Genomic DNA, 13373 nt, shown 5'->3' with positions numbered 1-13373 from the left:
CACAGTCGGGAGGACGAGTCGTGGGAGTTTCCCTGTCCAAGGGTGGCAACGTGTCGCTGAGCAAGGAGGCGCCGGGGTTGAGTCAGGTGCTGGTGGGGCTGGGCTGGGACGTCCGCACCACGACCGGTGCGGACTATGACCTGGACGCGTCCGCGTTGTTGCTCGATGTATCGGGGAGGGTCCTTTCCGACCAGCACTTCGTCTTCTACAACAACCTCAGTAGCCCGGACGGTTCGGTGGAGCACACCGGTGACAATCTGACGGGTGAGGGCGAGGGTGACGACGAGTCGATCAAGGTGAACCTGTCCGCGGTGCCGGCCGAGGTGGGCAAGATCGTCTTCCCGGTCTCCATTCACGAGGCGGACGCGCGGGGACAGAGCTTCGGGCAGGTCCGCAACGCCTTCATTCGCGTGGTCAATCAGGCGAACGGCCAGGAGATCGCCCGCTACGACCTGTCCGAGGACGCCTCCACCGAGACCGCCATGGTCTTCGGTGAGCTGTACCGGCACGGAGGTGAATGGAAGTTCCGCGCCGTCGGCCAGGGGTATGCCTCGGGCTTGCGCGGCATCGCCGCCGACTTTGGGGTCAACGTCTGACGGAACCGGCCTCGGCCGCCTTGGCGGGTGAGGATTCTGGCGTGCCGGTGAGCGCCTCGTGACAGGGCGTTGCTCGCGTCGGCCCGGGGGCGTGAAGCGGTGACGTGGACCGTCGCCGGCCCGGCATCACACGGATCCGGCAGTCGAGGCCGGACGCCCGATTCCCGGCTGTGGCGTCAGGTATGTGCCAAGCCCCGGCGGGTACACGAGAAGGGGTGCGTCCGGAGGCGATGATTCCGGCGCGCCCGTCCGCCACTATCTGGGGATCTGCCATGGACATACCCGACAGGAACCACCACCAGACCGCGGCACAGGAAGCGCTCACCACCCTCGCGGCGCACGCCGAGGACGCGGACGCGTTGGACGCGCTGGCCGGGAGCGATGTGCTCGTCCCGGTGCCGGACGACGCCACCGAGGAGGAGGCCGCCAATCCCAACACCGTGGCGCTGCCCGTTCTGGAGCAGCCGGACGGCGAGCAGACGGTCCCCGTGTTCACCTCGGAGACGGAGATGGCCGACCTGCTGCCGTTCGTCTCGCGCTACCGGCTCGTGCCGCTCGGCGCGCTCGCCTCCCAGTGGCCCTCCGCCAGCGACCTCACACTCACCATCGATGCGGCCTCGCCGCACGGCCTGACGCTCAACTCCGACGGAGTCCGCACACTGCTGGTTCGACCTCAGGGGTGACGGGGCAGGGCACGGGCCGACCGCCTCGGACGCCTTTTCCCGCATCGAGGAAGTCTGGGGGTGGGCGCCCTCCTCGATCCCGTGTTCTAACCGGTCAGCATGCGGGCCAGGACGTCGCGTTGCAGCGGCAGCACCTGGGCGTGCAGCTCGCGGCCCTTGTCGGTCAGGCCCACCCACACCCCGCGCCGATCCTCCTCGCAGATGGATCGCCGCACCAGGCCGTCCTTCTCCAGTCGTCCGATCAGCCGGGACAGGGCGCTCTGGCTCAGATGGACACGTCCGGCGATGTTCTGCACCCGGCACTGGTCGCTGTGCGCGGGCGTCTCGGCGGCGAGGACGTCGAGCACCTCGAAGTCACTGGCGCCGAGCCCGTGCGGATGGAGTGCACGGTCGATCTCGCACATGGTGCGCGCGTGCACCGACAAGATGTCCCGCCACTGTTCCGCCAGCCGGGAACCGGCCGATTTCGCTGACATGGTCGCACGGTAACAGAAATCGCCAACTCGATTACCGTGCAACTAGTGCGCCTGCAACAAGTTTCGACGCCCGGCGGCGACCTATGCGGACGTCTCCTGCATGAGCCCCACGAGGTTGCCGTCCGGGTCCTTCACCGAGGCGATCAGCTTGCCGCCACCGACGTCCTTGACGTCCTGGAGCAGTTCGGCCCCGGCGTCCAGCAGGGCCGCGAGGCGCGCCCTGATGTCGGACACGTGCCAGTACGGCACCGGGCCGGTCATCCCCTTGGCGTGGCCGTTCGGGTCGAGGCCGACGTCCTGCCCCGCGTCCTTGAACCCGACGTAGTACGGCTCGTCCGCGTACGGCTCCACCTCCAGCAGGGCGCTGAAGACGGACTTCGCCCGGGCGAGGTCCTTGACGGGGTAGATGATCGTCGTGAGGCCGGAGGTCATGGCGTACTCCTTCGGGATGTGGACCGACGTCGTTCGTCGGTGGTTTCACGTTAGGGCGGGGGAGCGCCGGACGGCTTCTCCAGAACTGACCGGTTGCGCGCGGCGAGCACGCGGCGGAAGTACCCACACAGCGTGACGTCCTCGTGATCGCAGCCGGGGGCGCACTGTGGGCGCCCATCGGCCCGCGTGCGCGGCGTCCGTGCTCACGGCTAACCTGTTTCCCGGCCGCGAATGTGTCTCGCGGCGCGGCGGTGGGGCCCGCCGTACCCGAACCGCGGCAGTGGCGCCGCCAACGGTCCCTACTTGCGATCGAGCGTGTCCCTTTCCGGGGCCGGCGAGTAGGAGAAGTACGTCCATGAGAGTCCCGCACCCCAAGAGCGCCGACGCGGCCGGCGCCACCGCGCCCGAGCCCTCCCGGCGGCCCTCACCGTGGCGGGGGCAGGGACCGGTCGTGGCGGTTGTCGCTCTCGGCGGCGGTATCGGCGCCGGCGCCCGGTACGCCGCCTCGTTGCTGTGGCCGACGCGGACCGGAGGATTCCCCTGGACCATCTTCGGAGTCAACCTGGTCGGCTGCGCCGTGATCGGCGTCTTCATGGTCGTGATCGCCGACGTATGGGCGGCCCACCGGCTGGTGCGGCCCTTCTTCGGCACCGGTGTGCTCGGCGGTTTCACCACCTTCTCGACGTACGCCGTCGGCGTCCAGGAACTGGTCGACGCAGGCCACCCGCGCACCGCGCTCGCCTATCTGCTCGCGACCCCGCTCGGCGCCCTCACGGCCGTGTGGCTCGCGATGACGGCCGCCCGTCGTGCCCTGGCATGGCGGCGGCGATGAACGAGATCCAGGACCGACGCGCGGCGGAGGCGGCGATGACACGACTGACCGGCAGGGCCCTGCGGCTGACCGTCTTCATCGGCGAGCACGACAGATGGCACCACAAGCCCCTCTACGCGGAGATCGTGCACCGCGCGCACGCCGCCGGCCTCGCCGGCGCGAGTGTCTTCCGCGGCATCGAGGGCTTCGGCGCGTCCTCGCTCATCCACACCTCGCGACTGCTGTCGCTGAGCGAGGACCTGCCGGTGGCCGTCGTCATCGTTGACACCGAGGAACGCGTCCGCGCCTTCCTGCCCCAGCTCGACGAACTCGTCGCCGAGGGACTCGTCATCCTCGACGACTGCGAGGTCATCCGGTACGCGGGGCGCTGCGACATACCCCGCACGGAGGACGGGAAAGGTGAGAACTCGTTGTGAACTGGCTGCTGGTGATCATCGGTTCCATGGTCGGTGCGCCCCTGCGCTATCTCACCGACCGTGCGGTGCAACTCGGGCACGACACCGTCTTCCCCTGGGGCACCCTCGTCGTCAACGTCATGGGCTCCGCGATCCTGGGCCTGCTGACCGGTGCGGTCGCGGCCGGTCACGCCTCGCCCCACCTGCAACTCCTGATCGGCACGGGCCTGTGTGGGGGGCTGACCACGTACTCGACGTTCTCCTATGAGACCGTGCGGCTGACCCAGACCGGGGCGGGGTTCTACGCCGCCGTGAACGTCGTCGCGAGCGTGGCGGCGGGACTCGGTGCGGCCTTCGTCGGGGTTGCGTTCACCCAGGCTTTGTGGCGCTAGCCCGTGGACGTCACCCGCGCATAGTAGAAACGACTCCAGCACCACCACTGACGGCACCGCCGGCCAACTCCTCGGAAGTGGAATCCATGAGCGCCATCAACGTCGGTCAGGCCGTAGTCCTCGGAGTCGTCGAGGGGGTGACCGAATTCCTCCCCGTGTCCTCGACCGGTCACCTCAAGATCACCGAGGGGCTCATGGGGATCCCCGTCGACGACCAGTCCGTCGTCGGCTTCTCGGCCGTCATCCAGGTCGGCGCCATCGCGGCCGTACTCCTGTACTTCTTCAAGGACATCGTGCGGATCGTCTCCGCCTGGTTCCGCGGCCTCACCGACCGTGAAGAGCGCCATCACCACGACTACAAGTTCGCCTGGTGGGTCATCTACGCCACCATCCCGATCGTGCTCGTGGGCCTGGCCGCCAAGCCGCTCATCGACGGCGTGCTCGGTTCGCTCTGGGTCGTCGCGGCCTCGCTGATCGTCGGGTCCGGCGTGATGTGGGCGGCCGACCGGACGGGCCGGCACAAGCGCGGTGAGGACGACACCTCGTTCAAGGACGCGATGCTGGTCGGCTGCTCGCAGATCCTCGCCCTGCTCTTCCCCGGCTTCTCCCGTTCAGGAGCCACGATGTCGACCGCGCTCATCCTCGACCTCGACCGTGTCGCCGCCACCCGCCTCTCGTTCTTCCTCGGCATCCCGGCCCTCACCGGCGCCGGGATCTACGAGTTGAAGGACGCCCTGGGCGCGGGCGTGGGCGCCGCACCGCTCGCGGTCGGCACGATCGTCTCCTTCGTGGTCGCCTACGCCTCGATCGCCTGGCTGCTGAAGTACGTCGCCCGGCACTCCTTCAATGCCTTCGTGACCTACCGGATCGTCATCGGAGTGATGCTCCTCGGCCTGCTCACGACCGGCGTGCTCAGCTGATCACCGCGTATCAGGCGATGAGTCGCGCGCCGACCGGCGGCCCTTCAGGCGCAGCGCCAGCGCGACCGCTCCCGCGCCCGCGCCGACCGCGCCCAGGATCATCGTCCCCGTCCCGAGCCAGTCGTCCGACCCCGGCTTCACCCCCTGCACCGTGATGTGAGACGTCCGCGACACGGGCGGCCTGGGCGGTACGAGGGAGCCGACCGGCGCGATAAGCCCGGCGGCGGCGAACCCCCAGTCGAGCAGCGAGCGGGTCTCCGCGTAGACCGCGAAGCCGCCGCCCCGCTGAGGGTTCATCACCGTCACCACGAGGGTGCGGCCGTCGCGGCGGGCGGCGGCCACCAGGGTGTGGCCCGCGCCGCTGGTGTAGCCGTTCTTGACGCCGATCAGCCCCGGGTAGGCGGCCACGCCGTCGCGGCCGGTCAGCAACCGGTTGGTGTTCGCGATCTCGTAGGACGCGCCGTCGCCGGGGAAGCTCGACTCGGCCGTGGCGCAGTATCGGGCGAAATCCTCGTTGCGCAGTCCCGCCCGCCCGAACACGGCGAGGTCGTACGCCGACGACACCTGACCCGGAGCGTCGTACCCGTCGGGGGAGACGACATGGGTGTCGAGGGCGCCCAGTGCGCGGGCCTTGGCCTGCATCTGGCGGGCCGTCGTCTGCCAGCCGCCGTTGAGCGCGGCCAGCACATGCACGGCGTCGTTGCCGGAGTGCAGGAAGACTCCCTTCCACAGGTCACTCACCTGGTAGGTGAACCCTTCCCTGATCCCGACGAGGCTGCTGCCGGGACCGATGCCTGCCAGCTCCCGCTCGGTGACGGTGTGCCGGGTGCCGCCGGGCAGTGCGGGCAGGACCGTGAGCGCGAACAGTGTCTTCAGGGTGCTCGCGGGCGGTAGCGGGCGATGCGCGTCGTACGCGGCCAGCACATCGCCGGTGTCGGCGTCGGCCACCAGCCAGGACAGCGCCGACACCTCAGGGACCTCGGGTACCCCCGGGTGCATCCGGACCTGCGTGCCGGACTGGTACAGCAGCGGCTTCTGCGAGGCCGCGGGCGACGGGACACCGGGGTCGGTGCGCACCTGGGCGGCGGCCGGGTGCGGGGCGAGGGCCGGCGCCGCGACCGCGAAGAGGGCACAGCAGGAAACGACGAAGCGGTATGGAAATGCGACGGTCATAGCAAATACCGTAGGAACAGAGACCGTCGGGGCCCCGATCGCTTGAGCCAAGTGGGGGAAACGTGCACCCGGATGCCGCACGCCGGGCCCGTAGGGCCGGGCCGTTCAACCGGCCGGCAGCGTGGGCTGGACCTGACGCAGGTAGGCCGCGTTGTCGGGCGTGGTCCGCATCCGTTCCAGCAGGATCTCCAGGCTCGTCTGGCCGTCGCGCGACCGCAGGGCGCGCCGCAGTCCCCGTACGGCTGCCAACTCGCCTTCCGACAGGAGGAGTTCCTCGCGCCGTGTGCCGGAGGGGGTGATGTCGACGGCGGGGTGGACCCGGCGCATGGCGAGAGAGCGATCCAGGCGGAGTTCCATGTTCCCGGTGCTCTTGAGCTCCTCGAAGAAGAAGTCGTCGGCGCGGGATCCGGTCTCGACCAGCGCGGTGGCCAGGATGGTGAGCGATCCGCCCTCCTCGGCCAGGCGGGCGGCGCCGAAAAGCCGCTTGGGACCGTGCAGGGCGGCCGCGTCGACACCGCCGCTGAGGGTGCGGCTATTGGCGGCGGCCGCGTTGTTGTGCGCCCGGCACAGCCGGGTCAGCGAGTCGAGCAGGAGGACGACGTCCTGCCCCTGCTCGACCAGCCGCTTGGCCCGCTCGACGACCAGTTCGGCGAGCGCGATGTGCTGCTTGGACGCCCGGTCGAACGTGGATGCGTACACCTCGCCGCGCACCGAGCGCCGCATGTCGGTGACCTCTTCCGGCCGCTCGTCCAGCAACAGCACCATTGTGATCCGGCTTCGCGCTGCCCGTAAGCTGAAGGTGATGTTCTCCCCGCACGGCCCCACCCTCCGCGAGCTGGCCGTCCAGGCGCTGTCCTCGGTCGAGCACGGATACGACCTGCTCGCGCCCACGTTCGACCACACTCCCTTCCGGACGCCGGACGTGATCCTGAAAGCCGTCGAGGACACGCTGGCGGCCAGGGGACCCTTCGACCACGGGCTCGATCTGTGCTGCGGTACGGGAGCGGGCATGGATGTGCTGCGCAGGGTGTGCCGCCGGAGTGTCACCGGCGTGGACTTCAGCGCGGGGATGCTGGCCGTTGGACGGGACCGGGTGCGGGCCGACGCTGCGCCACGCGCCGCCTGGGTGCGCGGCGACGCCCGCGCCCTGCCCTTCGGTCCCGTCTTCGACCTGGTCGTGAGTTTCGGTGCCTTCGGGCACTTCCTGCCGGGCGAGTTGCCCGGCCTGTTCGCGCAGGTCCACGCCGTACTGCGGCCGGGAGGGACGTTAGCGTTCCCGGTCGGGGCCCCGCCGCACCCGACGTCACCGAAGTACTGGGCGCTGCTCGGCTTCGACACCGCGATGCGCGTCCGCAACGCCCTGTGGCGGCCGCCGTTCGTCATGTACTACCGGACGTTCCGCTTCGGCGAGGTACGGCGGGAGTTGGCGCGCGCCGGCTTCACGGTCGAGCACGAGGCGCTGCCGGACTTCGGCCGCCGGCCCGACGGCAGCCCGCGCTGTCGCCTGATCGTGGCCACCCGGGAGGCCGAAGCGGGCTCGGGAACCGCGAGTTCGGGCTGAGGCCGCGGCACCTGACCGGTTCGGAGAAGCGGACGTCGAGCGTGCGCTCGCCGGCGACGTCAGAAACGGCCCGGCAGCCAGCGCAGTTGGACCGCCTCCTGACAAGGGCCGCCGCCCTCGTGGTCGTTGAAGTCGTACACCTCGATCGTCTTGTCCTTGTGCGCCCACGCGTTGAATGCGGCGAAGACCGTCGACGGCGGGCATGCCTGGTCCTCCAGCGCCGCCGAGAACAGCGCGGGCGCCCGGCCGCGCGCGGCGAAGTGCACGCCGTCGAAGTACGACAGTGTCCGTCGCGCAGCGCAACCGAGATGCGAGGCGACGGGCGTGCGGCCGGGTCCGTCACGCCGTCCGCCGACGCCACTCCGGCCCCGTGCGGGCCCACTCGGCCTCCCACTCCGCCATGCGGTGCCGTTCGGCGACCCGCCTGATCACGGCGCGGGCCAGCAGCACGGTTCCCGCCACACCGCCCGCGGCCCACACACCGGCCGTCAGGGAGCGCTGCCACACCGCAGCATCGCTCGCCGGTGGGGTGACGCCGTTGCCCCTGGCGTCCAGCCACACCTCTGTCCGCTCGCCGCGCCGCGAGCCCGCCGGGACCTGGGCGAGCGTGGTCCGTGTGCCCTTCTCCGGATCCGTCCAGCGCACCTTCACGCGGTACAGGGGCTGGGTGCCGTTCTGCGTCGAGGGCGCTGCGGCGGGGGCGTCCTCGACCAGCACCGCCGGCACCTGATGGCGCTGGGCGCGCTGGGTCACCTGCGCCGCGTGCGCGTTGCCGTACGCCCACCAGGCCACGGCCGTGCCGGCGAGCGGTGCCCCGACGCACAGCAGAACCGCGAGGACCAGTGCCGTCCACGCCTCTACGACATCCGACCGGCGGCGCAGCGGATTGCGCCGCCAGCGCCAGCCGCGCACCCGGGTTCGCATCTCGACCTCCTACCCGCCGCGTCCCGCTCGTGGGGGGGCCGTCCGTCCCCCCGTCGGCACGATCCGCCTTCCCGGCGTACCGCGCCCGGAGGTGAACGTCCACCAGGGATCCGGCGTCGGTTCCGCGCCCGTGCGACCAGGCCGCACGGTCCACGGCGAGCGGGGAACCCGCGCACCACCCCCGGGCCACGGGCGGCAGCCCCTCGGCGGGGCACCGCCGCGCAGCGCCGGCGGCGCATCCGAGCCCCTCGCCTCTCGGCAAGCCGTCGCATCGTTTCGTCTGCCGTGGGCCGCGACGGGGGTCCCGGCACTTCCGGTATCGGGGACCCGATCACGTCTGAGCGACCGTGCTCGCCGGCCCCGGGCCGGTGGACGGCCGTTCATCGACACATGCGTACACGGCACGGGATGCTTCCGGATCACAACGGCTTGTTGAACGGCTTTTCACACCGATTGTCCTCCCGGGGGCGGTTCCCGGCCATCCGGTACCGAAACCGCGGGGCGAGCGTTGCCCACCGGGGTACGGGCTCAGCCGAAGCGTTCGATCCGGATGCGGTCCACCGGCTGCCCGGCCTCGACGAGCAGCCGCGAGGCGTGCTCCGCGAACCCGTTGGAGCCGCACACATAGGCCTCCCACCCACCGGGAGGTGCATCGGCCAGGAGCGGTGCCACATGGGCCGCCGACATACGGCCCACGGGCACACCCTCGGGCGCGCCGCGTGTGAAGACCGGCGTGGTCTCCGCGCCGTACTCGTCCGCGTAGATCAGCTCCCGTGGCCCGCGCGCCGACACCAGCAGCCGCAGCGGCACGTCCAGGCCGCGCGCCCGGTGGTGGCGCACCATCGACATCAGCGGGACGACCCCCGACCCGGCGCCGATCAGCAGCGCGGGCCGGTCGCCGGGCCAGGCGAAGAAGCCGCTCAGCGGGCCGCGTACCTGGACCTTGTCCCCGGGCCTGGCCACGGTGTGGAACCAGCCGGAGACCTCGCCGCCCTCGACATGGTCCAGGGTCAGCTCGATGTGCCCGGTGTCGTCCGGCGGCGACGCGATCGAGTAGTGCCGCTGCGCCACGTAGCCGTCTTCGGCGGTCAGCCGCAGCATGAGGTGCTGGCCGGGCTGATGGCCCGCCCAGCCAGGCACCGCGAACCGGAACGTCGCCGCGTGCGGTGTCTCCCGGCGGATCTCGGTCAGCGTCGCGCTCTGCCACGCGGTGGCCGTCTGGTTGCTCACGGCGATCCGTCCGGGCACCGCGAAGCGTGTGGGAGGAACGAAGGGCTCGGATGTCACGGTCGTCTCAGTCACCGGAGTAGCGCTGCTCCTCCCACGGGTTGCCCCGCGCGTGATAGCCGTTCTGCTCCCAGAACCCCGGCTCGTCGTGGTCGAGGATCCTCAGGCCCGCGATCCACTTGGCGCTCTTCCAGAAGTACAGGTGCGGTACGAGCAGCCGTGCGGGTCCGCCGTGTTCGGCGGGCAGCGGATCGCCGTCGTAATCGAAGGCGATCCAGGCCCGCTTGCCGGTGAGGTCGGCGAGGGGGAGGTTCGCGGTGTACCCGGTGTGGGAGTGGGCGACGGCGTGCGTGGCCGCCGCCTCCGGCCGTACGAGGTCCAGGAAGGCGTCCAGGGACACGCCCCCGAACCGCACCCCGAACTTCGACCAGCCGGTCACGCAGTGAATGTCGCCCTTGTACGCGGACGCCGGGAGCGCGTGTGCGTCCTCCCAGGTCCAGGTGCGCGGCTCGGCCACCAGCCCGTCGATCCGGAACGTCCAGTCCTCCGCCGCCAGATCGGGTGTGACCTCGGCGGACAGGACGGGCCAGTCGTCGCCCGCGTCGTACTGGCCGGGCGGCAGTCCGGGGTCGGGGACACGCGGGCGCCCGGTGAAGCCTCGGGTGACGTTCATGGCAGGTGGTGCCTCCAGGCCATCCGTGCGGGACGGTCGGTCGTGCGTGATCAATGTGCAGGCATTCCACCGTACGCGCCCGCCGGGGGTGCTCTCTGCCGGTCACAGCACTAGTCGACGGTTGCGGCCTCGGCGGACGGTCTGATCGGCATGACCGCCGCTGCCGCGTTGTACCGCAGCAGATACGTCGCGAAGCGTTCCAGGTCCCCCTCCGGCCAGCCCGCCAGCCGCTCCCGGAACGCCTGCCGGCGGCTCTCGGTGACCTGGGCGAGGATCCGTCTGCCCACCTCGGTCAGGTGCAGCACCTGCACCCGGTGGTCCTCCGGGTCGAGTCGCCGCTCGATCAGGTCGGCCCGCTCCAGCGCGGCCACCTGCCGGCTGACCGTGGACTTGTCCAGCGCGTAGTGCGCGGCAAGGTCGGTCGCGCTGCAGCCGCCGCTCTCCTCCAGATGCCCGAGCAGGGTGTAGGAGACCAGTGACAGTTGGGGATGCATGCGTCCGGCCGAGGCGCGGGCGCGCCGGGCGAACACCGTCATCTCGCGTTGAATGGTCTCGACGGCCGAGTCGGCGGCGGACTCGCCGGCGCCGCGCTCTTCGACAACGGTCCCATCGGACCCCCTGGCTGTCGTCATGGGACCTCCCTCGCTCTCCTGGTTGCATAGTACAACTTGGGGGAGTGGCGCAGAGATTGTGGAGGCCCGAGGAAGGGGCGGAGAACGGCGGTCGGCGCATGATCGCTGCTGCTAAGGTGACGGCCCCGGCCTTGGATCGTCCAGGCCGGTGTGTGGCCGAGGAGGTGAGACCCATTTCTGCTGTGTCGGCTTGGGTGCTCTCACCTCGGAACAGCGCGGATCATCACTGCGGGTGACCGCGAGGGCGCCCTTCGGTCCACCGAAAGGCTTCTCGGCTTCATGCCACCACTGACGTATTCCACCGTCGTCTCCAGGCTTCGTTCCGCAGGCTGTGTTTTCGCCGAGGACGAGGCGCAGTTGATTCTCTCCACGGCCCGCACACCCGACGAGGCCGCCGCGATGGTCGGCCGGCGGGTCGACGGCCTGCCCCTCGAACAGGTCCTCGGCTGGGCCGAGTTCCGCGGTCTGCGGATGACCGTGGAACCGGGCGTCTTCGTGCCCCGGCGCCGCACCGAGTTCCTCGTCGAGCAGGCCCTCGCCATCGGGAACGGCGCCGCCGTCGTCGTGGACCTGTGCTGTGGCTCGGGCGCGGTGGGCGCCGCCCTCGCCGCGGCGCTCGACGGGCCCGAACTGCATGCCGCCGACATCCACCCGGCCGCCGTGCGCTGTGCCCGCGGGAACGTGGCGGCGTACGGCGGGCACGTCCACGAGGGCGACCTGTTCGCCGCGCTCCCGGACAGCCTGCGCGGCCGTGTCGATCTCCTGGCCGCCAACGTGCCCTACGTCCCCACGGGCGAGGTCGCGCTGCTGCCCTCCGAGGCCCGCGAGCACGAGCCCCTGGTCGCCCTCGACGGCGGCACGGACGGACTGGACGTCCTGCGCCGCGTCACCGCCGAGGCGGCGCGCTGGCTGGCCCTCGGCGGCTCGCTGCTCGTCGAGGCCAGTGAACGCCAAGTCCCGCTCGCGGCCAAGGCGTTCACCCGTGGCGGCCTGGACGTCCGGCTTGCCGTCTCTACCGAGTTGGGCGCCAACGTTTTGATCGGCACTCTGCGTTAGCGGTCCCGGGGGGAGTCAGAGGTCTCCGGAGCGCAGGAAGTCCCGGACGATCGCGTTGAAGGCACCGGGCCGCTCCATGTTGGGGTAGTGCGCGGTGCCTTCGACGACCGTGGCCCGGCCGTCCGGGACGGTGCGGACGAGGCGTTCCGCCATGCCGATGTGGTCGACCGAGTCGATGCCGCCGTTGACGGCCAGCACCGGTACCTCGATCTTCGCCGCGCGGGCCCAGGTGTCGGTGACGGGGACGGACCAGTCCGGTTCGTCCCCGGTGTGCTTGGCGATCGTGCTCCGCAGCATCTCCCGTACGCGGCGGTCGACTTCGGCGTCGGTGTCCTCGGCGGTGCGTCGCGGGCCATAGGTCCCCAACAGTGAGAACGCGTCCACGAAGGCGTCGATGTCGCCGGCGCCGAGCGCCTGCCAGTACGCGGACTGGGTGTCCTTGGTCCACGGGTCCTGGAAGTCGGGCTCACTGGTTCCGACGCCGCTGACGACGAGGGCGCGGACCAGGGTGGGGTGCTCCAGCGCGGTGTCGACTGCGATCCCCCCGCCCATGGACAGTCCGACCAGGGTCGCGGGGCCGACGTCGAGATGGCGCAGCAGTGCGGCGAGGTCGTCGGTGTGGCGGAACGGCCGGGTCGCGTTCGACGAGGCTCCGTGCCCCCGGGCGTCCACGGCGATCACCCGGTGGGTCTGCGCGAACACGGGAATCTGGTCGTCCCACATCCGGTGGTCGAGGAAGCCGCCGTGCACCAGCACCAGCGGCGGTCCCGCCCCCTCGTCGCGGTAGGCGAGGCAGGCGTCTTCGGTCTCGAACGTCTGTGTCTCCGAGGTGTGCATCATGACAACCAAGGTGTCAAAAGACTGAAGCTTTGACAACTTAGGTGTCATAATTACCGACGTGACCGACGAGAACACGCCACTCGCCTCCGATGAACTCGCCCCGCGTCTCATGGAGGTCTTCGCCCTGGTGGGCCCGCTGTACCGGCGGGTGCTCCGCAAGGTCGAACAGGCCGAGCCGATCGAGGGGATCTCCGTCGGCGTGCGTGCCGTCCTCGACCTGTTGCGGGGGCATGGGCCCCTGACCGTGCCGCAGATGGGCCGGGCGCAGGCGCTCAGCAGGCAGTTCGTGCAGCGGATGGTCAACGACGCGGCGGCGCGCGGGCTGGTCGAGAGCATCCCCAATCCGGCCCACAAGCGGTCCTCGCTGATCCGGCTGACGGATGGCGGCCGGGCGGCCATCGATGCCGTCACCGCCCGCGAGTACGCCTTGCTCGCCCAGGTTCGCGGTGATTTGAGGGAGGCGGACGTGCAGACCTGCGTGCGCGTGCTCACTCGGATGCTCGAAGTCTTCGACGACGTGGACGTGGACTGAAGACGTGCCGAGCTTTATGCAACTAGTTG

At 70.6% G+C, this 13373-nt stretch carries 17 protein-coding genes and 2 pseudogenes; 9 read left to right on the top strand and 10 right to left on the bottom strand.

Annotated elements, in window-relative coordinates:
• The first annotated feature begins 20 nt into the window (after nucleotides 1–20).
• Together BIV24_RS06250 and BIV24_RS06245 are read left to right on the top strand one after the other, a co-directional pair.
• Nucleotides 21–596, top strand: coding sequence for a TerD family protein (locus BIV24_RS06250; RefSeq protein ID WP_071365138.1), 576 nt, complete (start codon nucleotides 21–23; stop codon nucleotides 594–596).
• A 272-nt stretch (nucleotides 597–868) separates the two neighbouring features.
• The gene (locus tag BIV24_RS06245) at nucleotides 869–1279 is read left to right on the top strand and encodes an SseB family protein (RefSeq protein ID WP_071365137.1); all 411 of its coding nucleotides are present in this window, start codon (nucleotides 869–871) and stop codon (nucleotides 1277–1279) included.
• Nucleotides 1280–1365: 86 nt separating this feature from the next.
• Here BIV24_RS06245 and BIV24_RS06240 read toward each other — a convergent pair whose 3' ends face one another.
• The gene (locus BIV24_RS06240) at nucleotides 1366–1755 is read right to left on the bottom strand and encodes a MarR family winged helix-turn-helix transcriptional regulator (protein ID WP_071365136.1); all 390 of its coding nucleotides are present in this window, start codon (nucleotides 1753–1755) and stop codon (nucleotides 1366–1368) included.
• An 81-nt stretch (nucleotides 1756–1836) separates the two neighbouring features.
• Complete coding sequence (locus BIV24_RS06235; RefSeq protein WP_071365135.1) at nucleotides 1837–2187, bottom strand: VOC family protein; 351 nt, start codon at nucleotides 2185–2187, stop codon at nucleotides 1837–1839.
• 355 nt (nucleotides 2188–2542) lie between these two features.
• Here BIV24_RS06235 and crcB (BIV24_RS06230) point away from each other — a divergent pair, with 355 nt between their 5' ends.
• The 4 genes from crcB (BIV24_RS06230) (at nucleotide 2543) to BIV24_RS06215 (ending at nucleotide 4726) form a co-directional block, all read left to right on the top strand.
• Complete coding sequence (gene crcB / locus BIV24_RS06230) at nucleotides 2543–3019, top strand: fluoride efflux transporter CrcB (protein WP_071365134.1); 477 nt, start codon at nucleotides 2543–2545, stop codon at nucleotides 3017–3019.
• Between the two features lie 35 nt (nucleotides 3020–3054).
• Entirely contained in the window at nucleotides 3055–3435 is a 381-nt protein-coding gene (locus BIV24_RS06225; RefSeq protein ID WP_071365163.1) for a DUF190 domain-containing protein, read from the top strand.
• Nucleotides 3432–3806: a fluoride efflux transporter CrcB gene (crcB, locus tag BIV24_RS06220; protein WP_071365133.1), complete on the top strand. Its 375-nt coding sequence runs from the start codon at nucleotides 3432–3434 to the stop codon at nucleotides 3804–3806. Before BIV24_RS06225 ends, crcB (BIV24_RS06220) begins: the two co-directional genes overlap by 4 nt.
• 86 nt (nucleotides 3807–3892) lie before the next feature.
• Entirely contained in the window at nucleotides 3893–4726 is an 834-nt protein-coding gene (locus tag BIV24_RS06215) for an undecaprenyl-diphosphate phosphatase (RefSeq protein ID WP_071365132.1), read from the top strand.
• On the opposite strand, the gene BIV24_RS06210 is transcribed toward BIV24_RS06215, so the two are convergent.
• Nucleotides 4727–5899 carry a D-alanyl-D-alanine carboxypeptidase family protein gene (locus tag BIV24_RS06210; RefSeq protein WP_071365131.1) on the bottom strand — a complete coding sequence of 391 codons (1173 nt, stop codon included), beginning with the start codon at nucleotides 5897–5899 and terminating at the stop codon, nucleotides 4727–4729.
• 105 nt (nucleotides 5900–6004) lie between these two features.
• Nucleotides 6005–6664 (bottom strand): annotated as a pseudogene (locus BIV24_RS06205) (transcription termination factor Rho); the annotation flags it as partial.
• Between the two features lie 37 nt (nucleotides 6665–6701).
• On the opposite strand from BIV24_RS06205, the gene BIV24_RS06200 reads away from it, so the two are divergent.
• The gene (locus BIV24_RS06200; RefSeq protein ID WP_071365162.1) at nucleotides 6702–7460 is read left to right on the top strand and encodes a class I SAM-dependent methyltransferase; all 759 of its coding nucleotides are present in this window, start codon (nucleotides 6702–6704) and stop codon (nucleotides 7458–7460) included.
• A gap of 59 nt (nucleotides 7461–7519) precedes the next feature.
• Here the strand turns inward: BIV24_RS06200 and BIV24_RS06195 are convergent.
• The 5 genes and pseudogenes from BIV24_RS06195 to BIV24_RS06175 all read right to left on the bottom strand — a co-directional run.
• Nucleotides 7520–7756 (bottom strand): annotated as a pseudogene (locus tag BIV24_RS06195) (acetylxylan esterase); the annotation flags it as partial.
• Between the two features lie 43 nt (nucleotides 7757–7799).
• Nucleotides 7800–8384 (bottom strand): Rv1733c family protein, encoded by a 585-nt coding sequence (locus tag BIV24_RS06190; protein WP_071365129.1) that lies wholly within the window; start codon nucleotides 8382–8384, stop codon nucleotides 7800–7802.
• 528 nt (nucleotides 8385–8912) lie between these two features.
• Nucleotides 8913–9686, bottom strand: a complete 774-nt coding sequence (locus tag BIV24_RS06185; RefSeq protein ID WP_177198630.1) for a ferredoxin reductase — start codon at nucleotides 9684–9686, stop codon at nucleotides 8913–8915.
• Entirely contained in the window at nucleotides 9679–10284 is a 606-nt protein-coding gene (locus tag BIV24_RS06180; RefSeq protein ID WP_071365128.1) for a sulfite oxidase-like oxidoreductase, read from the bottom strand. Before BIV24_RS06180 ends, BIV24_RS06185 begins: the two co-directional genes overlap by 8 nt.
• A gap of 110 nt (nucleotides 10285–10394) precedes the next feature.
• A complete protein-coding gene (locus BIV24_RS06175) occupies nucleotides 10395–10916 on the bottom strand; it encodes a MarR family winged helix-turn-helix transcriptional regulator (protein ID WP_071365127.1) in 522 nt (173 codons plus the stop codon).
• 279 nt (nucleotides 10917–11195) lie between these two features.
• On the opposite strand from BIV24_RS06175, the gene BIV24_RS06170 reads away from it, so the two are divergent.
• A complete protein-coding gene (locus BIV24_RS06170) occupies nucleotides 11196–11972 on the top strand; it encodes a putative protein N(5)-glutamine methyltransferase (RefSeq protein ID WP_071365126.1) in 777 nt (258 codons plus the stop codon).
• A 15-nt stretch (nucleotides 11973–11987) separates the two neighbouring features.
• Here BIV24_RS06170 and BIV24_RS06165 read toward each other — a convergent pair whose 3' ends face one another.
• Nucleotides 11988–12812, bottom strand: coding sequence for an alpha/beta fold hydrolase (locus BIV24_RS06165; protein WP_071365125.1), 825 nt, complete (start codon nucleotides 12810–12812; stop codon nucleotides 11988–11990).
• A gap of 109 nt (nucleotides 12813–12921) precedes the next feature.
• On the opposite strand from BIV24_RS06165, the gene BIV24_RS06160 reads away from it, so the two are divergent.
• A complete protein-coding gene (locus BIV24_RS06160; protein ID WP_177198632.1) occupies nucleotides 12922–13344 on the top strand; it encodes a MarR family winged helix-turn-helix transcriptional regulator in 423 nt (140 codons plus the stop codon).
• Nucleotides 13345–13373 lie beyond the last annotated feature (29 nt).

Source organism: Streptomyces colonosanans (genome assembly GCF_001866645.1).
GTDB classification, from domain to species: Bacteria; Actinomycetota; Actinomycetes; order Streptomycetales; family Streptomycetaceae; genus Streptomyces; species Streptomyces colonosanans.
Note: the sequence above shows the minus strand (reverse complement) of the source record. Positions and strands in the feature narration are given on the sequence as shown.

Coding starts and splice junctions, on each gene's coding strand:
- BIV24_RS06160 (WP_177198632.1), top strand. CDS start 12,922: ATGGAGGTCTTCGCCCTGGTGGGCCCGCTGTACCGGCGGGTGCTCCGC.
- crcB (WP_071365134.1), top strand. CDS start 2,543: ATGAGAGTCCCGCACCCCAAGAGCGCCGACGCGGCCGGCGCCACCGCG.
- BIV24_RS06235 (WP_071365135.1), bottom strand. CDS start 2,187: ATGACCTCCGGCCTCACGACGATCATCTACCCCGTCAAGGACCTCGCC.
- BIV24_RS06225 (WP_071365163.1), top strand. CDS start 3,055: ATGACACGACTGACCGGCAGGGCCCTGCGGCTGACCGTCTTCATCGGC.
- BIV24_RS06245 (WP_071365137.1), top strand. CDS start 869: ATGGACATACCCGACAGGAACCACCACCAGACCGCGGCACAGGAAGCG.
- BIV24_RS06180 (WP_071365128.1), bottom strand. CDS start 10,284: ATGAACGTCACCCGAGGCTTCACCGGGCGCCCGCGTGTCCCCGACCCC.
- BIV24_RS06215 (WP_071365132.1), top strand. CDS start 3,893: ATGAGCGCCATCAACGTCGGTCAGGCCGTAGTCCTCGGAGTCGTCGAG.
- BIV24_RS06170 (WP_071365126.1), top strand. CDS start 11,196: ATGCCACCACTGACGTATTCCACCGTCGTCTCCAGGCTTCGTTCCGCA.
- BIV24_RS06210 (WP_071365131.1), bottom strand. CDS start 5,899: ATGACCGTCGCATTTCCATACCGCTTCGTCGTTTCCTGCTGTGCCCTC.
- BIV24_RS06200 (WP_071365162.1), top strand. CDS start 6,702: ATGTTCTCCCCGCACGGCCCCACCCTCCGCGAGCTGGCCGTCCAGGCG.
- BIV24_RS06165 (WP_071365125.1), bottom strand. CDS start 12,812: ATGATGCACACCTCGGAGACACAGACGTTCGAGACCGAAGACGCCTGC.
- BIV24_RS06240 (WP_071365136.1), bottom strand. CDS start 1,755: ATGTCAGCGAAATCGGCCGGTTCCCGGCTGGCGGAACAGTGGCGGGAC.
- BIV24_RS06190 (WP_071365129.1), bottom strand. CDS start 8,384: ATGCGAACCCGGGTGCGCGGCTGGCGCTGGCGGCGCAATCCGCTGCGC.
- BIV24_RS06175 (WP_071365127.1), bottom strand. CDS start 10,916: ATGACGACAGCCAGGGGGTCCGATGGGACCGTTGTCGAAGAGCGCGGC.